Genomic DNA, 26,601 nt, shown 5'->3' with positions numbered 1-26,601 from the left:
ACGTCACTCCCTTTCCTCAAAGTGACCATTCAAAATGTCAATAAACATCTGGAAGAAGGCATCAGCATCTACTTGTAAGGAAATATGTAAATTTGCTTCTCTTTGTAGACGATTTTGAAAATCACAGACGAGCTGACCATCACATAATTCACTTCTTGTTTCAACATCGACAAAATACTTTTCTGTTTGTACTAGGCCTTTATTGAGGGCAATTCCTACAGCGAGCGGGTCATGCATAGCGCAAGCATGGACTCCGTACCGGTTAAAATATTTTTGTTGATAGTCATTTGTACTTTGAGCAATATAATCTTGTAATGATTTATCCGTTATTAAATGAAGATGATCTTTCGTTAATAATGCTTTTCTTGTTACATCTAATCCGACTTGCGTGATAGCAGGAAAGCCTGCATGTAAGACGATTTTTACTGCTTCGGGATCGACATAGCTGTTAAATTCAGCAGTTGGCGTTACATTACCTGGACCTTTTACAACCCCACCCATAAAAATAACTTCTTTCACATGATTCGTAATTTGCGGACATTTTTTCACGGCTAAGGCTAAATTGGTTAAGGGACCAGTAAACACTAATGTTACTTCGCCCGAAAAGCTTAAAATGGAATTGATTAAAAAGTCGGGAGCGAAGCCATCACTCACTGGATGAGTGACAGCTGTCTCCTTTAGTGCTCCGCCTAAACCATCTTCTCCATGTATGCGATGTTCGAAGAATGGTGCCCGTACGAGGGGGGTGGCAGCTCCTTTTATTACTGGAATATGATCTGCTTTTACTAAATCTAGTATTTTGCATGTGTTTGTTGTTGCTTGGTCTAGGGAGACATTGCCATTAACAGTTGTAATCCCTAGAATATCAAATGCTTTGCTTTTCACGGCTAGTAGAATACCAATTGCATCATCAATGCCAGTGTCTACATCCAATATCAGCTTCTCTTTCATGATGACCCTCTTTTCTATTATTGAACTAGCTCGCGGTTCCAGCGATCAATCCAGCCCTTTAAGTTATCGTTGATAAATTTCATATCTAATGTGTGCAAGCTAGTGATTACCTTTTCGCCATATGTTAACCCTTGTGCTTCTTCTTCTGTTAATTTGACTTGCGTATTAACCGGTGAATCTACTTTATTTTTAGCTGATTTTTCTTGTGCTTCTTTTCCTAAAATATAGTTGATGAATTTTTCTGATAGTTCTTTTTGGTCTGAACCTTTTACGATGTTTACTGTATTCATAACGGCATATCCACCTTCAGCAGGTGTAACAAATTCAGCATTAGGAACTGCTTCTTTTAAATCAGCAAAGTACATTTCCATGATCGGACCAGCGGCAATTTCTCCTTGAGCAAACATATTTACATATTCAGAAGTTTGACCATATTCTTTTACAACACTTGGCATTAAGGATTTTAATTGTTTAAAGGCTTTATCTTCGCTAAAAGTTTGTTCACCGCTAACTAAAGAAGCCACGTCTACCATCATTGGGCCTGTTGTAGAGGTAATGCTTGGGATTGTAATTTTTCCCTTTAAATCTGCACTCCATAGGTCTTTCCAAGAAGTAACGGGTTTTGCTACTTCATCTGGATTATAAGCAATTCCAAATTGCGCTATAGTGTAGGCAGGTCCATACTCTTCACCAAGTGGAGCTTTTGCCGTTTCATAAATATTGTCTAGATTAGTCAGCTTGCTGCGATCAATCGTTTCGAAAACTTTATCTTCAATTCCTTGCTGGGCGTAATAGTCGGATAAAAAGATGACGTCAACATCTGAATTTCCTTGTCTCACTTTGTTTAAGCGGTCTGCGTTATTACCTGTATCTAAAACGATTTCTACATTGTTCTCTTTTTCGAATGGTGCATAAATTTCACTGCGGAAGAAATCTTCATTAAAACCCCAAGTGGAAACAACTAGCTTTTCTTTTTTTTCTTTACTGTTTGATGTGTCATCGGAACTGCATGCTGCTAATAATAAAAAGGATGATGCGGCTACTGCACTAACTAATTTTTTCATTTTCATTTTAGAACCCTCCGAATGATTTAGTTTTTTAGGCTTTAGGAAACGATCTTTCTCGCAAGCTATAAATAATAAAAAAAGACAAGCTTAAATAGAATTATCCTTCTACTTAAGATTGTCTTTTCTTTGTAAACAAAGATTAAACTTATCTTTTGTATATAGTGGCGTTCTGCTTAGATAAATCCAAGAAGAAATCCAAGATTAATGTTTAGTTAATACAATGTTTGTAAAAGCAAGCTGTGTGAAAGAATCATAATCCCTAAGAATCGCTTCAATATTCCAATTTGTCGTTTCTTCTAGTTGTTCTTTTAGCTTTTTCTTAAAAAGTAAGGACAGATGAAAGTCAACCTCTTGTTTAAGGCTCGGTACTTCTCCTTCGAGAGCAGCAGAGCGAGGGGCACGTGGATGCTTCGCTTGAAGTGTAATCACATTCTGATCAATCGTTACCTTCAATAATGTCGTTCCAGCACCAAACAAATCTTTTGAAATCTTATTGTATACCTGAGATAGAAATCTTTTCATTTCATTTGCATCGATGATAAATCACCTGCCAAACTATTGATATTGGTTATTATACATATCATTTTTAAATAATTCAATAGAATGTGCGGATTTTGGCGAAAAAAATATAATTTTGTCGTTTTAAGAGGAAGTAATATGGTAAAAGGCGAACTATAAGCATAAGGAGAGGGAGGGGAGCATTTCTGATGATTCCCTTTAACCTAGATAGAATGAATCAAAGGAATATCTATTTAAATATTATTAAAATTAAATCTATTCATAACCTTAATATATCATCTTTTATTTTACTAGTCTTTTGTTAGATTTTTTATCATTATTTTAGGTAGAAAGCTTGGACCGGTCAAAGCGTCCCAAGCTTTCATTTTCAAGATTTCTTCCATTTGATGATAATGTGTTTCAATTTCATTTGATGTTTTTTAAGTTGTTAAGCTGACTAGCACTACTGCGATTGTACTTAATAAGAAGCCTGGATTCATTTCATATATAGTTTTTTGTATACTGGAATGTTTAACCCAGATAGAACTGTTACAGCTATAGAGACAGCTGCCATAAGTATCCATGTATCTGATACATTTATTTACCATAAAGACCTATGCAAGGAAGGATACGCATATTCTCTAAAAGAAAGAGGGGTTGAGAACGAACATTTAAGTTGTGAAAACGAATAATAGGTTGGTTAGTGCGCAAAAGACACAGAATAAAGACAATCACTAAGCTTAGAAATTACTCTTATCTGCCGTTAATCATTCATGAACCACTACTAGTTTTTTCTTTTAAAAAACTTCTGGAAACTTTTTCTGAAAATACTGCAAAAGAATGGGTAAATTTTTCTGGAATTCTAAACAAATCTGCTGGCCTAATGGAGCGGCATAAATATTCTTTTTGCATAACGGACAGACATCCTTTTCTTTGAATACGTGTTTTACATTCAAGGGAAAAGGTTTAACAGAATTTCCAATTAGAAAGTGATAATCATGATTTTCTATGCGGAATAAAATTTCCAGCCCTTTAAAGCTACTTGACGGATAAATCTTGGTTACCTCAGGAAGTTCGTTAATCACAAGCATAGTTAGATTCAATCCTTAATATTCATTGTATAGTCTTATTAATAAAATAAACTATACCATTAAATGATAACGCGTTCAAATAAGAAAATCTCCTCTTTCCTTAAAAGATTGTTGGTAGCACATACTAAAAAAGGAAAGCGGAAAAAAACCGTCCCTCTGAGTTATAATCATGCTGTTGATACCCAGCCTAGCTTGCCATCTTTTTTATCAAGGAGTATCCTCCCACAGCTATCATCAACGATGAAAACTAAGTCTCCCGCTTGTACGGTTAAGATTTTTAAGAAAGGTAATATTAACTTCGAAAACTGGTAGTATATTTTAATCAATAGTTTCTCTTAACCTCAAGTAAACGGCTTTTATCCAAAAATACAAGTCAGCCAATATCGTGGCGATAAAGAATTTTATTCTTCCTTAATTAAATCCGTAATCTTGTCCTTCAAATTTCCGCTACTTGTAAAAATAATATAATGATCTGTTTTGGTATGTATAAGGACCCTGTCAGTGTTTCCATAAGGGAAACCAATTCTTATTCCGGTTATTTCTTTCCCAGCATAGGTTTCATCATTTGCTACTGCTGTTATATCTGATAAAGGGATTTCAATGGTGCATAGCTGCCATTTTATTTGTAACTTGTTATCATTTTTTGTTACTTTGACTTCCAACATTGCCCAATCACTCCTTTTAATATTTTACGAAGATGATGGACAAAAGTTTCATGTGATAAAGTAACTCTTTAAAAGAGTATGAACATACTGACGGGTCTTAACACAAAGTTTTATTGGCTTTATAACTTGGTGGGAACATGAAAGAGAAACGGAAATGGTGGAATAGAAATCAAAATTCAATGGTACTACAGTGTTTCTACTTAGAAGATTGTTTTGTATTGATTACTTGGACTTTGTATGAATTCCTTTATCCATAATGTTTTGTTGTATCACTTGAAGTGGTATCATAGAGAAATATTAGATTTTTCCAATATATACTAAGAAAAAAGAGGATGGATTTTAGGTGACTGCCGTTATTAAGATGATAGGGATTGCAGAAGGAAGCTTTTGTTTAAGATTAAATAAATCTTTCCTCTGAATGCTTTTCTATCCGGCTTCATAAACTAACGAAGGGTGATTTTTTTGAAGAATGTTTTTACTATTTACCGAAATGATTGGATTCGTATATTTAAGGCGCCTATTGCTGCACTTCTCATTGTGGCTTTAATGGTGCTGCCATCTTTATATGCGTGGTTTAATTTGGCTGCTTCGTGGGATCCATATTCGAATACGAGTGGGATAAAAATAGCAGTAACAAGTGAAGATGATGGAGCAGTTATTCGCGATTCCTCCGTCAATATTGGCGATGAAATTATTTCAAGCTTAAAGAAAAATGATAAGCTTGGCTGGGAATTTGTAAGTAAAGAAAAAGCGAAGGAGGGTGTTACAAAAGGAGAGTATTATGCAAGCTTGTACATACCTCATGATTTTTCTGCCAAGATTGCAACCATTTTAGAGGACAAACAAGTAAAGCCAGAAATTGATTATAGCGTAAATGAAAAGTTAAACGCAATCGCACCAAAGATGACTTCTACTGGTGCCTCGACGATTGTGCAGCAAGTAAAAGAAAACTTTATTCATACGGTAAGTGAATCCGTATTGGGTGTATTTAATGATGCTGGAATTAAGCTGGAAGAAGAATTACCGACGATTAGAAATATAGAAGAGAAAATTTTCGCATTAGAAAAAGAAGTTCCGAAAATAAATGAATTAGGAGAAAAAGTAGTAACACTGGAAGGTAAATTGCCTGAAATCAATAAACAAGCCCAAAAAATCTTAACATTAGAAGCAGCTTTTCCAGATATTAATGAAGCAAGTAAAAATATTCTGTTATTAGAAGAAAAGCTTCCGGAACTAGATAAGGTTGGAGAAGGCATTCTGGTATTACAGGAAAAGGCGCCAGAGATTCAAAAGCTAGCAGATGGCGTGATAGAGCTAGATGCTCATTTTGCTGACATTAGTGAAATGGTAACAAAAGCATTATCAAATGTAGAAGACATGCAGTCATTTCTGGAAACAGCAAGTGGTTCATTAGAGAAAATCCAACAAGGGATAAATAACGGGAAGCAATTAGCAGATACACTGCCGGCGTTTATCGATGCAAATGGGGAAGCGCTCGATGCGGTGGGACCAGTTTATAAACAAAATCTTCTTCTCCATCAAAAAACGGCTGATGCTGTTCATCAATTTGCTGGATTAGTTCAAAATGGTAATCTAACTGAAGAGGAAACAAAGACAAATGCAGTAGCTTTGCAAGCACAAGTGCAAACTAGTATCGATAGTTTAACACGTTCTATTGCATTATTTACTACTCTTAATAGTGCAACTCCAAATGGGGATGAGGCTCTTTTGTCTGAAATTAAAAACTTACAGGCATTACAAACCAATTTTCAGCAAGAAAAAGAGCTGCTACAAACGATACAGGCAGAGGATAAAGAAAAAGCATCCAGTTTATTGGCGTTGTCGCAAGAGGCAATCGAGCTTAGTACTACTCTAGTGAATCGCTATGACAAGCAAACAGAGCCAGCTATTCATCGTGCTTTAGAGGGGATAAAGGATTCGGCTCAAAATGCAATGAATGATTTGGAAAGTGCACAAGCGAATATACCAAAGCTAGAAGAGATATTAAAAAATACGGATGAGTCACTTGCCTTTGCGCAAGAAGAATTAACAAAGCTTCATTCTGACCTACCTACAATAGAAGAGAAGATTCATGAAACAACAAATCTTATCCAGAAAAATATGGATAAAGTTCTAGCAAGGATTAATGATGCTGCAGAATTTTATCAAAAATCTTTTCCAAGTCTAAAAGAGAAGATTCATGCAGCAGCAAGCTTTGTTCGTAATGATCTTCCGGCAGCTGAAAAAGATATTTCTAAAGTAGCTGCATTTATTAAAACAGATTTACCTAGAGTGGAAGAGGCTGTTCATAAAGCGGCAGATATGGTACAAAATGAATTGCCAAATTTAGAAGCGACCTTGACTAAAACGGCAGATTCTATCCGGAATTTTGAAGATGAGTATGATTTAGGAGAAATTATTTCCTTGTTGAAAAATGATATACAACAAGAAAGTGACTTTATATCTGATCCGATTGTATTAAATGAAAATTCGTTATTTCCTATTCCTAATTATGGATCAGCGAATTCGCCTTTTTATACAACCTTGAGTTTATGGGTTGGTGCCTTGCTGCTCATTTCTTTATTACGCGTGGATGTTCGAGATCCTGAAGGAATTTACACACCGAACCAAATTTACTTTGGCAGATGGCTAACCTTTGTCACAATTGGATTATGCCAGAGCTTAATTGTGACACTGGGAGATATGTTTATCTTAAAGGCATACGTAGCTGAGCCAGTTGCATTCGTATTGTTCAGCATGTTTATCAGCTTAGTATTTATGACAATTGTTTATACATTGGTTTCTGTTTTTGGCAACTTAGGTAAGGGATTAGCGATTATTTTTCTTGTATTGCAGCTATCTGGTTCTGGAGGAACTTTTCCTATTCAAGTTGCACCACCTTTTTTCCAAAAAATTAATCCCTACCTACCATTTACACATGCAATCAACCTATTAAGAGAAACCGTAGGCGGGATGGTAAAGGAAAAAGTATTATTTTCAATCAGCATGCTTATCATCTTTAGTGTAATTGCTTTGATTATTGCTCTATTTTTAAAAAAGCCATTGGCAAATGGAACAAGAAAAATGACAGAAAAGGCAAAAGCAAGCGAGATTATACATTAATAGTAACTACATGGGCAAGGAATTTCCCATAATGGAAAGCGAAGGACTGTTTCTACATATAGAACAGTCTATTTTGCTTTTATTTTAAGAATAATGTAGTGCCTAAAAGGGTAAAAGAAGGAAGGTATCAGCTTTATTAGGTGTTTACGTTAATTATGTAAGGCTTCAAGGGAAACTGATGTTGGCTGAAAAAATTCGACTTTAGCTGAAAAGCCAGTGAGATTGGCTGATAAAAAAGAAGTATGGCTGAAAAGCCAGTGAGATTGGCTGATAAAAAAGAAGTATGGCTGAAAAGCCAGTGAGATTGGCTGATAAAAAAGAAGTATGGCTGAAAAGCCAGTGAGATTGGCTGATAAAAAAGAAGTATGGCTGAAAAGCCAGTGAGATTGGCTGATAAAAAAGAAGTTTGGCTGAAAAGCCCCCAGTTTTGGCTGATAAGATCGAAGTTTGGCTGAAAAGCCCCCAGTTTTGGCTGATAAGATCGAAGTTTGGCTGAAAAGCCCCCAGTTTTGGCTGATAAGATCGAAGTTTGGCTGAAAAGCCCCCAGTTTTGGCTGATAAGATCGAAGTTTGGCTGAAAAGCCCCCAGTTTTGGCTGATAAGATCGAAGTTTGGCTGAAAAGCCCCCAGTTTTAGCTGATAAAAAAGAAGTTTGGCTGAAAAGCCAACAGATTTGACTGATAAAACCCCATTTCGGCTAGAATTCTCTTATCTTTGCCATACTGGGAAGCATCTTTCCAGTAATTTCTCCTATATTTTACTACTCCTATGACGTAAACAGCTGATTGCTAATGGCTTCATTGTAAGTATTTGCTTTCCAAACTCAAACTATTAGAAACATCCTTAAAATATTATAGAAAAGAATGAATATCTTCTCCCTTCAGCTACGGAAGGTTGGCAGGATTTAATATCATCATTAAATACAATACGATTTTACTTGTTTTATAACTACTAATAGGATTTATATTTCAGAAACAAATGGAAAAAAATATCATTGTAAACGTATTACTTTTTCATTGACAACTTGTATATACATCTATATCATTAGTTTTATAACATGTATATACAAGATTCGACAAATATTTGCAAACGTTTTATTAGTTTTGGAATAGAATTCATCTTCATCATAGAATGGGAGGACGTAAGAAATGAGCATAGATAAACAGCAGGTTAGTAATATAATTGACGCGATTGGCGGCAAAGAGAATATTTCTGCTGCAACGCATTGTGTGACAAGATTGCGATTTGCATTAGCAGATGAAGGAAAAGTAGATAAAGAGAAGCTTGAATCAATAGATTTAGTGAAAGGGTCGTTTTCGGCAAATGGACAATTTCAAGTTGTAATTGGTCCAGGTACGGTGGAGAAGGTTTATAAAGAATTAATCAATCAAACGGGTGCATCCGAAGGGTCGAAAGATGATGTCAAAAAAGCCTCAGAACAAAATTTAAATCCATTACAGCGTGCTGTAAAAATGTTAGCTGATATATTTATTCCGATTTTGCCTGCAATTGTAACAGCTGGTTTACTAATGGGAATCAATAATGTCCTAACAGGTGAAGGTATCTTTTTTGAGCAATCGGTGGTTCAAGCATATCCACAATGGGCAGACTTTGCTAGTATTATCAATTTAATAGCTAATACAGCGTTTACTTTTTTACCCGGTTTAATCGGCTGGTCTGCAATGACTCGATTTGGCGGCAGTCCTTTATTAGGGATTGTGCTTGGATTAATGCTCGTTCATCCTGATTTATTGAATGCATGGGGATATGGAAGTGCAAAAGAAATTCCGACATGGAACATTTTTGGTTTAGAAGTAGAAAAGGTTGGCTATCAAGGTCAGGTTTTACCAGTCCTGCTTGCTTCTTATGTTTTAGCTAAATTAGAAATTTTCTTAAGAAACAGAATTCCAGATTCTTTTCAAATGTTATTCGTAGCACCTATTGCTTTACTTGTAACTGGTTTTGTATCATTTATTGCAATCGGTCCCATCACATTTTTTATTGGCAACTTAATTACAGATGGCGTTGTAGCAATTTTTGATTTTGCGCCAATTTTAGGTGGATTAATATACGGCGGATTATATGCACCGCTTGTTATTACTGGTATGCATCATACATTCTTAGCAGTAGATTTGCAGTTGATCGGAAGCACTGGCGGAACATTTCTATGGCCGATGGTTGCTTTATCCAATATTGCTCAAGGGTCAGCAGCACTTGCCATGTTGTTTATATTAAAAGATGAAAAATTAAAGAGTTTGTCAGTAACTTCAGCTATCTCCGCGTATCTTGGTGTTACGGAGCCAGCGTTGTTTGGTGTTAATCTGCGCTTCCGCTTTGCCTTTATTTCGGCCATTATTGGATCTGCTATAGCTGGTGCCTTTATTTCTATCCAAGCAGTAAAAGCACCTTCAATAGGAGTAGGCGGCTTGCCAGGATTCCTGTCCATTTTCCCTAATAATTGGGGAGCATTCTTCATTGGAATGGCCATTGTCATAATCGTCCCATTCCTTTTAACAATATTATTTGGAAAAGTGCGCAAGGCGCAATAAATAGTAGAGTATTTATAACAGAAGGTATCAATGATTCATATTGATATCTTCTGTTTTTATTTAAACATACCTACATAAATGATTAAGAAAGAAAGTGAAAAGAAATCTATGCTTCTTTTTATCTTATATGGTGAAGAATACATTAATATGCGACTTACAATATGATCCTGAAAGTCATATAATTCGCATAGAACAATCCTATTTATCTTGAATTGTCTCTTCTGCTGTTTTTGGTATTTAATAGTTTGTGAGTATCGTTTTTCAAATTACCTTTCCAATTTTTAATTATCTTGGTAAAGTAGTCGTAATAATAAGGAGTTAGTAAAGAAAGGTGGGTGAATCATTTTTTTTGAAAACGTTTAAATTTAAAGATAGATTACGAAAGGAAATTATGGTAAGTTCGCTTATTACTATCTCGCTGGCTTCCTTGGTGATTTTTGGAGGACTATTTGGCTACTATTACTATTCAATCAACCAAGAAATAACAGAAGAAAGGGAAAGGATTACTAATCAGTATAAAAGTATAACTAGTTACCTTGATGAAAATTTAGAAATGTACAGCGAAACCATATTTGCAAGATATGTAGATGGAAAATTAACTGATAGAGATTTATATGAAGAGTATTATCACCTTCTAAGCAGAAAGGAAAGGAATATAAGAATTCGGTTATTATTATTGGATAAAAATAAAAATTTATTATTTGATAGCGAGAAGAAAGAAGATATTAGGTTGATCTATTTCTTAAATACGGTAGTAGATAATAATCCATTAGAGGAAAAAGTTATCCGTCGGATATTTATGACTCCTCAAAGAGAGCATACCTTATTATCCTTAAAAAAGATAAAGGAGGATTCCTATACGATTGGATATGCGGCTTTTTTAATGAATGGAAATGATTTTCTGCAAAATTCTTCAGGAAATGGAACCCAATATCTACTGTATGATAATTATCATAATGTTTTCTCCAGTAGCTCATTCGAATTTTTAAAAGGATCTTTAGAAAAAGTAAGTTCAGAAGTAAGGGATGGAAATTTTCAAAGTGAAGAAGAGAACTATTACTCCAAACATAGACTGCTGGAATCAAATATGAATTTAATTGTTTATAAAAAATTAGAATCACTAAACATATTATGGCGCTTTTCGTTTAGCATCGTCATGATTTTGGTTTTCTTTTTATTACTTTTTTCTCGTTATTCCTCTAAAAAGATCGCTTACAATAATGCTAGATATGTGGAATTTATATCCAATGAAATGAAAAAAGTAACAAATAATAAAAACTATCGCTTTAAGATAGAGTCAAAAGATGAATTCCAGTTTTTGAGTGAAAATATAAATCAAATGCTCGATGAATTAGAAGAATTAAATCAAAATAACATTTCTTTACTAAAGGAAAATGTCATCTCAGAACGCAAAATGCTAGAGGCGCAATTTAATCCTCACTTTCTGTATAATACATTGGAAACGATACGAGTAGCAACTTATTATGATACAGAATTAGCTAACAAATTAATCTTAAATCTAAATACCATTTTGAGATATAGCATTTCCAAAATGAATGAAGTAGCAGCCATTAAAACCGATATGCTTTATATTAAAAACTATTTGGAAATTTGCAAAGAACGGTTTGAGCGATTTACGTTTGACATAACGATAGAGGAACAAACAGAGGAATTCCTCATTCCGAAATTGTTAATTTTGCCAATAGTAGAAAATAGTATGAAATATGGATTTAGAGATAGAAGAGATTTACATTTATCAATTAATATCGTCAGAACTGGGGAAAGTTTGACGATACAAATAAGCGATAATGGAGGAGGTATAGATGATAGTACGTTAGTTAAAGTAAATTCAAATGTATTTAAGAAAAGTGGGAACCATCATGGCCTATATAATGCAAAGAGAAGATTATTATTAATGTACCCAAATTCTTACTTCAAAGTAAAAAGTCCTGGGGAACATACGACTGTCATTATGAAAATCAGGGAGTGAGAGAAAAATGTACAGAGTTCTCATTATTGAAGATGAAAAATTAATAAGAAAATGGCTGCGTTATGGTTTCGATTATGAATCAGTTAATTGCGTAGTAATTGGAGAAGCAAGTGATGGGGAAGAAGGAATTGAACTTATAAATGAACTAAAGCCTGATATTGTCATTACAGATATTAATATGCCAAGAAAAAATGCCTTTCAAATGCTTGAAGAAACAAAATATCTTATTTTTTCAAAAATTATTGTCTCGGGATATAATGATTTTCCTAATGCAAAAAAGGCAATTTCTTATGACGCAGTTGAATTTATTGTAAAACCGACAAATGAATCCGAATTAAAAGAAGCTATCAGAAAAGCAGGGACAATGGTAGATATATTGAAACTGGAACAAAAGGAAAAGCAGAAAATAGACGATATGATTAAGGGGTTAGCACATTCATCTTTTGAGGGTCATTATGATCATTTAGTTAAGCAGATGATTCAATATATTGAGAAAAATTACGCAAAAAAGTTTACTTTTAATGCAGTGTCAAATGAACTGGGATATAGCTCATCTCTTCTTTATAAGAAATTTAAAGAGGAAACCAAACAAACTTTTAATGAATACCTGAATCAATATCGAATAAAAAAATCAATTGAAGAGGTTCAACGCGGAGAGTATAAAATTTATCAAATAGCTGAAAAAGTTGGTTTCACTGATTATAAGTATTTTAATCAAGTGTTTAAGAAATACACAGGATATACTTGTACTGAATTTTTGGAGAGAAAGTAGTGTAGAATTTTCTCTGAATTTATAGAATAGTACCATTTGAAAGCGTTTGCTTATATATTATCCTAAACATATCAATGATAAGGAGAGGATAATAAATGAAAAGATATTGGAAAATGTTCATTTTAGTAGTTGTGGGTGTATTAGCACTAACTGCTTGTTCATCTGAAGAGAAAGCGGGAGAAGGAGCATCGGATAAATTAGTTATTTACACACCAAATTCAGAAGGGTTAATTAATGCGACAATCCCTGCCTTTGAAGAAAAATATGGAATCAAGGTTGAGTTAATTCAGGCTGGTACAGGAGAGTTATTCAAAAAGTTGGAAAGCGAAAAAGACTCTCCAGTGGCGGATGTAATGTTTGGAGGAACCTATACTACTTATGCTCTTCATGGAGAATTATTCGAAGAATATGTTTCTGCTGAAAACGAAAACGTAATAGAGGAATATCGCAATACTAATGGGTATTCTACTCCATTTACTTTAGATGGAAGTGTACTTGTTGTAAATAAAGATCTGACAAAAGGAGTGGATATTAAAGGATATGCTGATTTATTGAATCCCGAGTTAAAAGGAAAAATCTCTACAGCTGATCCAGTTAATTCATCAAGTGCATTTTCGCAATTAACGAATATTTTACTTGCAAAGGGCGGATATGATTCAGATGATGCCTGGAATTATGTAGAAGATCTCTTTACAAATATAGATGGAAAAATCAACTCTAGTTCTAGTAATGTATATAAAACAGTGGCCGATGGAGAGATGGCAGTTGGATTATCTTATGAAGATCCGACAGTGAAGTTATTGAATGATGGAGCGAATGTTGAAATTATTTATCCAGAAGAAGGTACGGTTTTCTTACCTGCAAACTCAGCGGTTGTGAAAAATGCCAAAAATATGGATAATGCGAAAAAATTCCTTGATTTCATTATTTCTAAAGATGTTCAAGAGGTACTTGCAAAATCAACAACTAATAGACCAGTTAGAGATGATGTAGAAATCGGAGAAAATATGAAGCCGCTTGCAGATATTAAGACATTAACAGAAGACTATGAATATGTTATTCAGCATAAGGATGAAATTGTCCAACATTATAATGAAATATTTGTTGATATTCAATCTAAATAATGAGAGGCCAGGAGGTGAAAGAGAATGAGTTTTATTAATATAGAGCATGCCAAAAAGGAATATGGAGGAGTAGCGGTAATTCCAGATCTAACCCTGAACATAAAAGATGGATCTTTATTTACCCTCTTAGGTCCATCTGGATGTGGGAAAACAACCTTACTGAGAATGATAGCTGGTTTTAATTCAATAGAAGGAGGAAACTTCTATTTTAATGAGAACAGAATAAATGATAAAGAACCAAGTAAAAGAAATATTGGAATGGTATTTCAAAACTACGCAATCTTTCCTCATTTAACGGTAAGAGAAAATGTAGAATTTGGTTTAAAACAAAGAAAACTTACGAAAGAGGAAATCCAACAGAGGACGACTCAATATTTGAAATTAATGCAAATTGAGCAATATAGTGAGCGGAAACCAGAAAAATTAAGTGGTGGACAACAGCAGCGTGTTGCGCTAGCACGTGCATTAGCAATAAATCCTGATGTACTACTGATGGATGAACCGCTAAGTAACTTAGATGCTAAATTAAGACTTGATATGCGCCAAGCTATTAGGGATATCCAAAGAGAAGTGGGAATAACAACCGTATATGTTACCCATGATCAAGAAGAAGCCATGGCAATTTCAGATCAGATTGCTGTTATGAATAATGGAGTAATTCAGCAAATTGGAAGTCCGAAAGAATTATATCACCGCCCTGCTAATGAATTTGTTGCTACCTTTATTGGGAGAACCAATATACAAGAAGCGAAACTAGTTTCTACTGGAGATAGTGCCACAATAGAGTTCGAAAATGGTTTTAATCTTCCCTTTGATGAACTAGCCAGCGAACATAGTCAAAGAGTTAGAGTGAGTATTAGACCAGAGGAATATGTAAGAACAAAGCAAAATCCTGATACTATTCGTGGCGTAATAACTGATAGTGTTTACCTAGGAATGAATACGGAATATTTCATTCATCTTGATACAGGAGAAAATATTCAAGTAAGTGAAGAGTCAACATTTGAAGAGGATTTGAAGGCTGGGGATGAAGTCTGGCTGGCGATAAATAAACAAAAAATCAATATATTTACAGATGATGGTTCACGTAATTTATTGGGGGTGTAAATAATGAGAAACAAGTTTAAATTTAATATTTGGACCGGCTCCTCCTTATTTATCCTTCTTACTTATACCGTTTTCCTTATATATCCGGTATTAATGATTTTAATACAAGCATTATTTATAAATGGTTCCTTTTCATTAAAATACTTTGTTGAGTTTTTCTCTAAAAGTTACTACTCGGAAACATTAATCAATAGTTTTAAAGTTTCTATTTCTGCAACGTTCTTTGCGTTAGTAATTGGAATAACTTTAGCTTATTTATTTTCCATGTTTCAGTTTAAAGGAAAAAAAGTGCTGCAAGTATTAATTATTATAGCTTCCATGTCAGCACCTTTTATTGGTGCCTACTCATGGATCCTATTATTAGGAAGAAATGGAGTCATTACTAAATTTTTAGTGGAATATCTTCATTTTCCTCCATTTGATATTTACGGATTTTCTGGAATAACCCTAGTTTTTACTTTGCAGTTGTTTCCGCTTATTTTCTTATATGTTACAGGTGCCTTCAAGAGTATTGATAATTCGATTTTAGAAGCAGCTGAGAGTATGGGATGTACAGGAATAGCTCGGTTTTTCAAAGTGTTATTACCACTGTTGATTCCTACCATTTTAGCAGGAGCTTTACTAGTTTTTATGCGGGCGTTTTCCGATTTTGGAACCCCAATGTTAATTGGAGAAGGTTATCGAACTTTCCCGGTGTTAATTTATACGCAGTTCATTAGTGAGGTAGGAGGAAATGCAGCATTTGCAGCTTCTTTAGCTATTATTGCAATTGTTATTGCCTTAGTCATATTTTTAATTCAGAAATATGTGTCCAATAAAAATTCTTTTAGTATGAGTTCGCTTCACCCTGTGCAGCCCAAAAGTATGAAAGGATTTAAGAAACTTTTTGTTTATATAGTAGTTTATGGCATTGTATTTATTGCGATGCTGCCACAATTTTACCTGATGTATACCTCGTTTTTAAATACAAAAGGGATGGTATTTCAAGAGGGATATTCTTTTAATAGTTATATAGAAGCATGGGATAGAATGGGATCAGCGATAATTAACACGATAAGGATACCTTTCTTAGCCCTAGTAATCGTAGTTATTTTTGCTATCTTTATTTCTTATTTGGCGGTAAGGAAACGTAACCTATTTACATCATTGATTGATAGTTTAAGTATGATTCCTTATATTGTTCCTGGCACTGTTTTAGGGATAGCCTTATTAGCATCATTTAATACGGGAATAGGTGGAAGTGGAATAATCGCAATTACTGGTACAGCGTTTATTATGGTTATTTCTTTATCTATTAGAAGATTGCCGTATACGATAAGATCATCAGTAGCCTCCTTACAGCAAATTCCACCTTCTATTGAGGAAGCGGCTGAAAGTTTAGGCAGTAGCCGGTTAAATACTTTTATCAAAATAACCGTTCCAATGATGTTGCCTGGCATTATCTCTGGAGCAATATTGAGCTGGATTACCATGCTTTCAGAGCTTTCTACGTCCATATTGCTATATACGGTAAATACCAAAACAATGACAGTAGCAATCTATACGGAGGTAATTCGGGGGAATTATGGTATTGCAGCAGCACTGTCTACAATATTAACGATAATAACAGTTCTCTCTCTCTTAATATTTATGAAAGTATCTAAAAATGATAGTATTACGCTATAACTTTTGCCTATAGATTAACGAGTAGTTGTTTAAGAGAAGTAGATGCAAATCAAAGAGGCTCCCATCTCATCAAAACTGCGTTATATCGGTTTTGTGAGATTGGAGTTTTTTGTATTGAGATAGTAAAATTAAAAGGAATATGCAGATTTTGTCGAAAGAATTTTATAGAAATATAGGAAAAACTACCGATAGTAAATGGGTGGGATTTACTTCTTAATGACTACTTTTCAAGTTATAGGAAGAGGCTCCTAAATATAATTTTTTGGAGGATAGCATGATTGGCTTAGGACTTATAGGATTATTATTAATGGTATTTGCGCTTATTTACTTCGTTATCTATTTGCTTAAAAAGGTGAGAGGCAGAAATCCAATTCTTTCAAAGAAAATATTTTATTTTTCCTTAATTGGTGGTTTCTTATTAATGATTCTTTCGGCTTCTTTTCTTGATACAGGAACTCAAGGACAATTACAAGAAGTAGAGGGAAAGAATAGTAAATTAGAGTCAGAAGTAAAAGCATTAAAAACAAAAGCAAAAGAGCTTGAAGATAAAGTTGTAGAACTCGAATCAGATAAAGAAAAACTTTCAACTGAATTAAGTGATACAGAAGCTAAGCTCTCTGATAGCAAGGATCAAGATAAGGAATTTGCAGCATACAAAAAATCACAAGAAGAAAAAATCGCTAACTTAGAAAGTGAAAAGAAGGAGCTTGAAGAAAAAGTAAATAACTTAGAAGACAAAGTTGCTGCGGCGAACACGCCATCAAGATCTTCAACAAAAGCTTCGAATTCAGGCAGTACCGCTAGTTCCAAAAATAATAATGCAACTGCTTCAACTGTTAATTCAGGCAATAATAATTTTGCTAATTGTACGGAATTAAGATCTGTCTATCCAAATGGGGTACCAAGCTCTCATCCTGCTTATCAGTCAAAAATGGATAGAGATAAGGATGGGTATGCTTGTGAGAGATAAGAAATCTTTCATTAATTAATACATATTTATCTATTCTTATGATTAATAGCTGTCTCTTTGTAGAGACAGCTATTTTAGTAGCTAGCATTAAAGCTTCTGTGTATCAGAAACAGGCTCATTTACATCATTAGTATCAGCTTTTTTAATCGTAAAGTAGGCAATCAAGAAAGCGGATCCGATGGCAATAATAATTCCAGCTATCGCATATGGGAAGTAAGGACCAACATAGGCAACTAGACTTACGATACTAGAAAGGATATAGCCATATATTCTCACTCCTGCAGCGGCAAAGAAGGTAGCGGCAATGGCACTTCCGATTGTACATGCAATAAATGCTTTTTTATTTTTAATTAATACACCGAATAAAGCAGGTTCTGTAATGCCGAGTAGTGCTGATATAGTTGCAGAAATGATAATCGATTTCTCCATTTTATTTTTTGCTTTAAAGAACATAGCAAAGGTCGCTCCAGCAATTGCCATATTGGTCATAAACATCATTGGCATTAACATATCATAGCCTTTATCGGCGAAGTTTTGCAGGGCGATTGGCGTGATAGCGTGATGCACTCCGAATACAATTTCAATGGGTCTTGCTCCTCCCATTACAACACCAGCTACTATAGGCGAAATATCAAATAAAAGTTCGATAACATAAGCCAATGCCTTACCGACATAACCACCCAATGGACCCGTGACAATTAAAGAAAAAGGAATAGCAATAAATAGAGCCAAAGTAGGTGTAAATACTGTGCGTAAAACATTTGGCATAAAACGGTCCACCCATTTGTGAATATGGCTTAATGCCCAAACTGAAAGGATAACAGGTATAACTGTACCAGAATAATTAATAACGGGAATCGGTAAGCCGATAAATTGGAATTGACTTATTTCTCCTAATTTAGCTGCATCCAATAAGGTTGGATACATCAGTCCTCCAGCGATGGCAATAGCTAAGTATTGATTGGTTTTAAAGATTTTTGCTGCTGAGGCTGCTAAAAAGAATGGTAGAAAGTAAAAGACACCGCTTGCAACTAAATCTAAAATAGTGACAGTTTCACTTTCCTTAGAAAGAATATTTAAGGCAATGAGTCCAGCTAATATCCCTTTTATCATTCCAGCTCCGGCAATAGCAGGAACTATTGGTCCGAAAACACCTGAAACAACATCTAGTAATCTTCCAAAAACTCCTTTTTTCTTGTCGCCTTCTTGTGCTTCTTGCTTATCTTCATCTAGTCCTAACTCATCGATGATTGCTGTATAAAATTTTTGGACATGGGTACCAATAATGATTTGGTATTGATCACTTTGTAATTGTTCTCCGATTACTCCATCCAGCTGTTTTATTTGCTCTCTTTTTATTAACGACTGGTCATATAAATCGAAACGTAAACGAGTCATACAATGCCAAACTTTTTTAATATTACTTTTACCGCCAACATATTCAATGATTTTTGAAATCGTGTCTTTTTCCCTCATAGTTTCATAGCATCCTTTCCTCTTACATAAATGCGGAAAATGTATAATTGCACTTTGATTTGACAAGGAAATCATAGCATAGCTCTTTAATTTTTGAAAACGGTTTAAAAATACCAAGATAATGATCTGGTCCTTATAAAATAAAGGTTTTTTCCGATTTGTTTATAAAATTGGTACGGTAAATTAACGTTATATTATGACTTGCCTAACCAAATTGACGCTGTATTTTTCCTATGTTTAAATTTAAGTATTGATTGGCTTTGATTTGACAAGAAGAAGCAAAGAGAGAGAAGGAGATTTTGGTGGAACCGACAATTATAACAGATATTAAATCTTTTGTAACCAATCCACATCGGCATAATTTAGTTGTCGTGAAAGTGGAAACTAATAAAGGGATTTATGGATATGGCTGTGCAACCTTTCAGCAGCGGCCTTTAGCAGTTCAATCCATCCTTGAGGAATATCTAAAACCCTTATTATTAAATAAAGATGCCAATCATATTGAAGATTTATGGCAGATGATGATGGTGAATTCCTATTGGCGCAATGGACCAGTAATAAATAATGCGATTGCCGGCATCGACATGGCCTTATGGGATATAAAAGCAAAGCTTGCTAATATGCCTCTTTATCAATTGCTAGGCGGAAAATCTAAAAATGCCATTGCCGCATATACTCATGCAGACGGATTAACACTCGATGAACTTTTCGCCAATGTTGATGAGTTAATCCAAAAGGGATATCGTCATATTCGTTGTCAGTTGGGGAAATATGGTGGGAAAAATCAAAAAATGCACTTGACGAACGAGCTAAGTGAAGGGGAATATTTTGATCCAGATATTTATATGACAGATGTCATTACTATGTTTAAGGCACTTCGTGAAAAATATGGCTATTCTATTCACTTCTTACACGATGTTCATGAGCGGTTATTTCCAAATCAAGCCCTTCAGTTGGCAAAAGAACTGGAACCATATAAGCTTTATTTCTTAGAAGATATTTTGCCGCCTGATCAAAATGAATGGCTTTCCCAACTAAAAGTACAATGTACGACACCTATTGCGACGGGAGAACTTTTTAATAATCCAATGGAATGGAGAAATCTAATCGTTAATCGACAAATTGATTATATACGCTGTCATGTTTCACAAATTGGTGGAATTACCCCAGCACTTAAGCTAGCTGCTCTTTGTGAAAATTTTGGTGTGCGCATTGCGTGGCATGGGCCTTCTGATATGACGCCAATTGGGGTGGCGGTTAATACGCATTTAAATATTCATCTTCATAGCGCGGCAATTCAAGAGATTCAGGAACCAGATGAAACGACAATGAAAATGTTCCCGCATGCGATAAAAGTGCATGAAGGTTATATTTACCCAATTGAAAGAGAGGGAATTGGCGTAGAATTTGATGAGGAAATGGCGAAGAATTACCCTGTTATCTATCGCAAACATGAATGGACACAAGCCCGAATACCAAACGGCGCTATTCATACACCATAATAGAAATGAAGAGAGAGGTCTTAGTAAAAGGGATCTGTCTCTTTCTTTTATTTTTAAGAAATAAATATATGTTAGAATGATGAGGCGGATGAAACTTATTCTGTTTGAGAGGTAAGAATGATGAAAAAAAGAGACTTTATAGCAGAAGATATTTTAAGTAAGATTTATCAAAATAAATATAAAGCTGGCGAAAAAATCCCAACGGAAAGAGAACTGGCAAGACATTATGATGTATCGAGATACACTATTCGTGAAGCACTAAAAAAGCTTGTGAATATAGGGTGTGTAAAAGTTATTCAGGGTTCAGGAATTTTTGTAAATGAGACACGGTATAAAAGCCCTTTAATATATAATTCACTCACAGAAAGAAAGTTTAAAGATATTCAATCAAAAATTATTTATTTTAAAAAAATAGAGGCAGATCATGCTTTAGAAAAAATATTTGACTTAAGTGGTAAAAAAACAAAAGTATGGGAGTATAAACGTGTTCGCATTGTGGATTTTCAAAAAATGCAAATAGAAACGACAAGACTTCCGTGTGTCTATTTCCCAGATTTAGAGGAGGAAGCAGTAAAAAACTCCGTTCATGAGTATGTCCAGCAATGTGGCTATCAAATCTCTCATTTTATTACTACCTATAGTGCCATAAATGTCAGTAAAGAAGATGCCGAGCTGCTTAACTGTAAAAAGGGTACGGCTGCTATGAAGATTTTTAATCGAGGAATTCTGCAGAATGGCACCGTATTTGAATATAGTGAGATGATAAACTTGGACTACTCCGTTTCTTATTTCACTCCGTTTAATCCATATAGTCACCAGTATAGGAAGAATTAGGAGGAAAATATTTGTTTTTTCCTCCTAAGGAATAGGACTAAAAAAAATGTCCTATTTATTTGTATATCAATAAAACAACCTTCAATACCTCCTTCACCACATCATTAAACCCTCTATAATTTTGGATAAAAAAACCAAAAAAATAAGACAAATTAAATATATCATGTCTTTTTTGTGTATTCTCTTTAGAATGTATGGATGAAAACATTGTTTACATTTGTTATGGTTGATGAAGAAAGCGTTTTCTTTATTAGAATGAAAAGGGGGAGATAAGGAAGACCTTGCTATCTTTTATTTTATATGGAGTATATACATTTCTTTATTCTTATTGGTTGAACAATTATCCGGAGGTGTACAGATGAAGAAGATAATATCCGTTTTATCTTTGTTTTTAATAGGTTTATTAGTGCTCTCAGGCTGCGAATCAGATAAGGAAACATCGTCTAATGTGGATGAAAATGGAATAAAAACTTTTACTGCATTTATGGCTGTGCCTGGTAAAGAATTACCGGATGATAATAGAATGATGAATAAAATTGCTGAAAAAATAGGAGCAAAAGCAGATGTTACGTGGTTAACAGGACAAACCGCTTCTGAGCGAATCGGGGTAATGATTGCAGGAGGTGAATATCCTGATTTTATTGATGGATCAGATGGTACAGCTGCATTAATCAATGCTGGTGCATTAATTCCATTAGAGGATTATTTAGATGATTATCCCAATATTAAAAACTTGTATACGGATGCTCAATGGAATCAAATTAGACATGAGGATGGACATATTTATATTATTCCGCAATTTGGTGTCGTTAAAGGGCAGAATATGGCAGTTAACCATAGTGATGAAGCATTTTGGATTCAAAAGCGCATTTTGGAATGGGCTGATTATCCTGAAATCACCACATTAGATGAATATTTTGATCTAATTGAAAGCTATCTTAAAGAAAATCCTACTTCAGAGGATGGCCAGAAGAATATTGGATTTTCCATTTTGTCTGATGATTGGAGATATTTCTGTTTAGAAAACCCACCGCAATTTTTAGCGGGATATCCTAATGACGGAGCTGCGGTTATTGATCCTGTAACAAAGGAAGCAAAAGTTTATGATCAAATTCCAGAAGCAAAAGAGTATTACAAAATCCTAAGTGAGAAATTTGCCAAAGGAATAGTTGATCCAGAAACTTTTACGATGTCTTATGATCAATATATTGCAAAAATTTCTTCAGGGCGTGTATTAGGAATGGTTGATCAATATTGGCAATTCCAGGATGCAGAAACTTCTCTTAAATCACAAGGTTTAGATCATCTAACTTATGTTCCGCTTGATTTAGTCTTAGATAAAAATGTTACACCGCAATATTTTAGTCCGCCAACATTGAATGTTGCAAATGGTCTTGGTATTAGCATTAGTAATAAAGATGTTGAGGGCTCCTTGAAGTTCCTAAATGACTTACTTGATCCTGAGGTGATGGTTATGAGAACTTGGGGAGAAAAGGGCGTTGATTATGAAGTAGATGATAAAGGTTTATTCTATCGAACCGAAGAACAACGTAAAAACGCAAAAAATCAGAATTACGTGACGAATAATTTTTCTGATTATAATTATTTCCCGACATACACTGGAATGCTGGAAGACGGAATCAATGCTGTATCTCCAGGTGAACAGCCAGATGAATTCTATGCTACTTTATCTGATTTGGATCGAAAAATTCTTGATGCTTATGGCTATAAAAAATGGACAGATTTCTTAACACCAGTGAAGGAAAATGCACCTTGGTATCCTATTTATTCAGCGACAAATGGATGGACTGCCAGCACACCAGAAGGAATTTCAAAAGAAAAAATGACGGAAGTAAAGCAGCAGTGGTTACCAAAAGTTATTATGACATCACCAGATAAGTTTGAAAGTGCTTGGGATGATTACATGGATGCTTACAATTCTCAAGTTGATGTAAAGGCCTATGAAGATGCCTTAACAAAGGAAGTACAACGAAGAATCGAAGTCTCTGAATCTAATAATTAAAAATGCTGGTAATGATTATTTAACGAAATATTGGGGTGCGCCCTGAAATATAGGACGTTTTCCCAATCCCTTTCGTATTAAGGAAAGGTGTGTGTAAAGGGTGCAGCAGGAGAAACCGGTAATGTTAGAAACTGTCGTACATCCATCTCCGAAAAAGGTAGGTTCTTTAAAAAAATTATTTAAAAAATGTAAAGAGCAAAAAGAATTAGTGTTGTTATCTATCCCCTTTGTAATTTATGCATTAATTTTTTATTATGCTCCTCTTAGTGGCTGGTTAATGGCTTTTCAAAATTATCGGCCAGGAAGAGGAATATTTGAACAAGAATGGGTGGGGCTAAACAATTTTAAATTTCTCTTTTCTGATCCTACATTCATTAATGTAGTCCGTAATACGTTAGCAATGAGTATGATAAACCTAGTGCTAGGATTCATTTTTTCTATTGGATTTGCACTTCTATTAAACGAGGTAAGAAATAAAACAGTCAAAAAGTTTATGCAAACCGTTTCTTATCTTCCTCACTTTTTATCCTGGATTATCGTGACAGGAATTGTTATGGAAGTATTGTCTCCGGAAACAGGTATTATCAATCAATTATTGTTAGTTTTTGGCATAATTGATACACCTATTAACTTTTTTGCAGATCCCAAATACTTTTGGTGGATTGTAGGCTTTGCAAATGTATGGAAATCAACTGGATGGGGAAGCATTATTTATTTAGCGGCAATGGCATCGATTAATGAAGAACTGTATGAGGCAGCATCTATTGATGGAGCGAATCGCTTAAGAAAAATTTGGCATGTTACATTGCCGGGGATTAAACCAACTATCTTTATTCTCTTATTAATCAATATTGGAAATATATTAAATGCTGGATTTGAAGTTCAATATTTATTAGGAAATGGATTAGTGCAAGGAGTATCGCAAACAATTGATATCTTTGTTTTAAAATACGGAATTAGCTTAAATAACTATTCATTAGCTACTGCTGCTGGAATATTTAATGGAATAATTAGTCTTACCTTAATCTTCATTGCTAACCACTTAGCGAAAGCAGCGGGAGAAGAAAGACTATTCTAAAGGAGGATGGAGAGTGATGAAAAAGGTCTATTATTCTGATGTACTTTTTGATATTTTTAAATGGATTTTTTTACTGTTTTTTATTCTTGCAACACTGTACCCCATTTTAAATACGCTAGCAGTTTCCTTTAATGATGGATTAGATTCTATTAAAGGAGGAATTTACCTCTTTCCAAGAGAATTAACACTTGAAAACTATATAACTGTATTGAAAAAAGATACGCTTATCCAAGCTTCTATTATTACTGTTGCAAGAACGGTAATTGCTACAATCGTTCAATTATTTCTGACTGCTCTTTTAGCCTATATATTAAGCAGAAAGGAATTTGTATTTAGAAAATCTATTACATTGCTCTATATCTTTACTATGTATTTAAATGCGGGGTTGATTCCGAATTACCTTTTGATGAGTAAATTAGGATTGTTAAATAGCTTTTGGGTGTATATTATTCCGGGAATGATAAGTGCGTTTAATATGTTAGTTATCCGCACGTATATTAATGGATTACCGGAGAGTTTAGTGGAATCGGCCAAAATGGATGGTGCATCTCATTTTAGAATATTTATAAGTATTATAATGCCGCTATGCAAACCAGTTTTAGCAACAGTTGCATTATTTATAGCAGTATACCAATGGAACTCTTGGTTCGATGCGATGTTATACAATGGATTTAATGATCGATTAACTACATTACAATATGAATTAATGAAACTGCTTTCTTCTGTGACGAATCAAGGTGCAAATGCGGATTCTATGAAAAATTCGTCTTCTATGGTCACTCCTACATCAATACGAGCCGCAACAACCATTATTACAGCATTGCCGATTGTTTGTCTCTACCCCTTCTTACAAAAATATTTTATGAGTGGACTAACAATAGGTGGAGTAAAAGAATAAAGATGTTAAAAATAAGTGATGGAGGTGAGCTGCCTTACTATCAAAACGTGATAGTTCGGTAGATTAATATGGTTAAAGCATTTCAGACGGGGGAATATACTAATTTATTTAAAAAATATGGCTATCAAGAAGAGGAAATTAACAATCGCTTAGCGCTTATTTGGCAAACGTTATTTTTCGGAAAGGAGGAGGAACGAATTTATTATGAAACAGATAACCAGATGGGATATGTGGTAGATACGGGGAATAACGATGTAAGGACAGAAGGTATGTCCTATGCAATGATGTTAAGTGTGCAATTAGATCAAAAGGAAGTATTTGATCGGTTATGGAAATGGACAAAAACATATATGTGGATGGATTCTGGTGTTCATGCTAACTATTTTTCATGGTCTGTTTCACCCGAAGGAGTAAAAAATTCTTATGGACCAGCTCCCGACGGAGAAGAATTTTTTGCAATGGCATTATTTTTTGCTTCGCATCGCTGGGGAGATGGAGACGGAATCTTTGAATATTCAAAAGAAGCGAAAGATATTCTCCACTATTGCATCCATAAAGGAGAAAACAATGATGGCTTTCCAATGTGGAATCCTGAAAATAAGCTTATCAAATTTATTCCAGAAGTAGAGTACTCTGATCCTTCCTATCATTTGCCCCACTTTTATGAACTTTTTTCCCTATGGGCAAATGAAGAAGATCGTGATTTTTGGAAGGGAGCAGCGGAAGCGAGTAGAAGCTATTTGTTAAAAGCATGTCATCCAGTTACGGGGCTTACAGCAGAATATGCCGATTATGATGGAAATCCTTACTATGACAGCGAGCATTTCTACTTTTATAGTGATTCGTATCGGGTAGCGGCTAATATTGGCCTCGATTACGAATGGTTTGGCAAAGACGAAGAATTAAGAAATTGCGTGGCAAAGATTCAAAAATTCTTTTGCGAAACAGTCAAAGGAGAAGAGGATTACGTTTATGCTATAGATGGAACAAAGGTGGAGCAGAATGTGTTACATCCTGTTGGCCTATTAGCAACAAATGCGATGGGTTCCCTTGCAACAGAAGGAAAGTTTGATTATGCGAAAGACTGTGTAGAGAAATTTTGGAATACCCCCCTTAGAACGGGAGAGCGGAGATATTATGATAACTTTCTTTATAGCTTTGCGTTTTTATCGTTAAGCGGAAATTATAGAATATGGTAGTGCTATTTTTGAGAAGAAG

At 34.6% G+C, this 26,601-nt stretch carries 20 protein-coding genes; 14 read left to right on the top strand and 6 right to left on the bottom strand.

Annotated elements, in window-relative coordinates; all coding sequences use genetic code 11:
• Positions 1-3: 3 nt before the first annotated feature.
• The 5 genes from NST77_RS16840 to NST77_RS16820 form a co-directional block, all read right to left on the bottom strand.
• Positions 4-951 carry a nucleoside hydrolase gene (locus tag NST77_RS16840; RefSeq protein ID WP_095329805.1) on the bottom strand — a complete coding sequence of 316 codons (948 nt, stop codon included), beginning with the start codon at positions 949-951 and terminating at the stop codon, positions 4-6.
• 17 nt (positions 952-968) lie between these two features.
• Positions 969-2,015 (bottom strand): ABC transporter substrate-binding protein, encoded by a 1,047-nt coding sequence (locus NST77_RS16835; RefSeq protein WP_171510358.1) that lies wholly within the window; start codon positions 2,013-2,015, stop codon positions 969-971.
• A 204-nt stretch (positions 2,016-2,219) separates the two neighbouring features.
• A complete protein-coding gene (locus NST77_RS16830) occupies positions 2,220-2,540 on the bottom strand; it encodes a Na-translocating system protein MpsC family protein (RefSeq protein WP_047944423.1) in 321 nt (106 codons plus the stop codon).
• A 747-nt stretch (positions 2,541-3,287) separates the two neighbouring features.
• A complete protein-coding gene (locus NST77_RS16825; protein ID WP_341123246.1) occupies positions 3,288-3,428 on the bottom strand; it encodes a hypothetical protein in 141 nt (46 codons plus the stop codon).
• A gap of 580 nt (positions 3,429-4,008) precedes the next feature.
• Positions 4,009-4,272 (bottom strand): SunI/YnzG family protein, encoded by a 264-nt coding sequence (locus NST77_RS16820; RefSeq protein WP_095329809.1) that lies wholly within the window; start codon positions 4,270-4,272, stop codon positions 4,009-4,011.
• Positions 4,273-4,734: 462 nt separating this feature from the next.
• On the opposite strand from NST77_RS16820, the gene NST77_RS16815 reads away from it, so the two are divergent.
• From NST77_RS16815 to NST77_RS16780, 8 genes are all read left to right on the top strand, one after another.
• The gene (locus NST77_RS16815; RefSeq protein ID WP_341123245.1) at positions 4,735-7,395 is read left to right on the top strand and encodes a YhgE/Pip domain-containing protein; all 2,661 of its coding nucleotides are present in this window, start codon (positions 4,735-4,737) and stop codon (positions 7,393-7,395) included.
• Between the two features lie 1,148 nt (positions 7,396-8,543).
• On the top strand, positions 8,544-9,944 hold the full coding sequence (gene treP / locus NST77_RS16810; RefSeq protein WP_095329816.1) for a PTS system trehalose-specific EIIBC component: 1,401 nt from the start codon (positions 8,544-8,546) through the stop codon (positions 9,942-9,944).
• 349 nt (positions 9,945-10,293) lie between these two features.
• The gene (locus tag NST77_RS16805; protein WP_095329817.1) at positions 10,294-11,934 is read left to right on the top strand and encodes a sensor histidine kinase; all 1,641 of its coding nucleotides are present in this window, start codon (positions 10,294-10,296) and stop codon (positions 11,932-11,934) included.
• Positions 11,935-11,941: 7 nt separating this feature from the next.
• Entirely contained in the window at positions 11,942-12,706 is a 765-nt protein-coding gene (locus NST77_RS16800; protein ID WP_341123244.1) for a response regulator transcription factor, read from the top strand.
• A 95-nt stretch (positions 12,707-12,801) separates the two neighbouring features.
• Positions 12,802-13,830: an ABC transporter substrate-binding protein gene (locus tag NST77_RS16795; RefSeq protein WP_341123243.1), complete on the top strand. Its 1,029-nt coding sequence runs from the start codon at positions 12,802-12,804 to the stop codon at positions 13,828-13,830.
• A gap of 24 nt (positions 13,831-13,854) precedes the next feature.
• On the top strand, positions 13,855-14,937 hold the full coding sequence (locus NST77_RS16790) for an ABC transporter ATP-binding protein (RefSeq protein ID WP_047944412.1): 1,083 nt from the start codon (positions 13,855-13,857) through the stop codon (positions 14,935-14,937).
• 3 nt (positions 14,938-14,940) lie between these two features.
• On the top strand, positions 14,941-16,602 hold the full coding sequence (locus NST77_RS16785) for an ABC transporter permease (protein WP_047944411.1): 1,662 nt from the start codon (positions 14,941-14,943) through the stop codon (positions 16,600-16,602).
• Between the two features lie 274 nt (positions 16,603-16,876).
• Entirely contained in the window at positions 16,877-17,572 is a 696-nt protein-coding gene (locus NST77_RS16780; protein WP_095329862.1) for an excalibur calcium-binding domain-containing protein, read from the top strand.
• A gap of 87 nt (positions 17,573-17,659) precedes the next feature.
• Here the strand turns inward: NST77_RS16780 and NST77_RS16775 are convergent, their stop codons facing one another.
• A complete protein-coding gene (locus NST77_RS16775) occupies positions 17,660-19,048 on the bottom strand; it encodes a PTS transporter subunit EIIC (RefSeq protein ID WP_095329819.1) in 1,389 nt (462 codons plus the stop codon).
• Positions 19,049-19,350: 302 nt separating this feature from the next.
• Here NST77_RS16775 and NST77_RS16770 point away from each other — a divergent pair, with 302 nt between their 5' ends.
• The 6 genes from NST77_RS16770 to NST77_RS16745 all read left to right on the top strand — a co-directional run bounded on the left by NST77_RS16770 (position 19,351) and on the right by NST77_RS16745 (position 26,582).
• A complete protein-coding gene (locus tag NST77_RS16770) occupies positions 19,351-20,550 on the top strand; it encodes an enolase C-terminal domain-like protein (RefSeq protein ID WP_095329820.1) in 1,200 nt (399 codons plus the stop codon).
• Positions 20,551-20,670: 120 nt separating this feature from the next.
• Positions 20,671-21,384, top strand: coding sequence for a GntR family transcriptional regulator (locus NST77_RS16765; protein ID WP_095329821.1), 714 nt, complete (start codon positions 20,671-20,673; stop codon positions 21,382-21,384).
• A 358-nt stretch (positions 21,385-21,742) separates the two neighbouring features.
• Positions 21,743-23,407 carry a sugar ABC transporter substrate-binding protein gene (locus NST77_RS16760; protein ID WP_095329822.1) on the top strand — a complete coding sequence of 555 codons (1,665 nt, stop codon included), beginning with the start codon at positions 21,743-21,745 and terminating at the stop codon, positions 23,405-23,407.
• Between the two features lie 121 nt (positions 23,408-23,528).
• Positions 23,529-24,485, top strand: a complete 957-nt coding sequence (locus NST77_RS16755) for an ABC transporter permease (protein ID WP_341123242.1) — start codon at positions 23,529-23,531, stop codon at positions 24,483-24,485.
• A 16-nt stretch (positions 24,486-24,501) separates the two neighbouring features.
• Positions 24,502-25,383: a carbohydrate ABC transporter permease gene (locus tag NST77_RS16750; RefSeq protein WP_095329863.1), complete on the top strand. Its 882-nt coding sequence runs from the start codon at positions 24,502-24,504 to the stop codon at positions 25,381-25,383.
• A 68-nt stretch (positions 25,384-25,451) separates the two neighbouring features.
• Positions 25,452-26,582: a glycosyl hydrolase family 8 gene (locus tag NST77_RS16745; RefSeq protein ID WP_095329824.1), complete on the top strand. Its 1,131-nt coding sequence runs from the start codon at positions 25,452-25,454 to the stop codon at positions 26,580-26,582.
• The last annotated feature ends 19 nt before the right edge of the window (positions 26,583-26,601 follow it).

The sequence above is a fragment of the Niallia sp. FSL W8-0177 genome, assembly GCF_038006285.1.
GTDB lineage: Bacteria > Bacillota > Bacilli > Bacillales > Cytobacillaceae > Niallia > Niallia circulans_A.
This window is presented reverse-complemented; position numbering and strand designations above follow the sequence as displayed.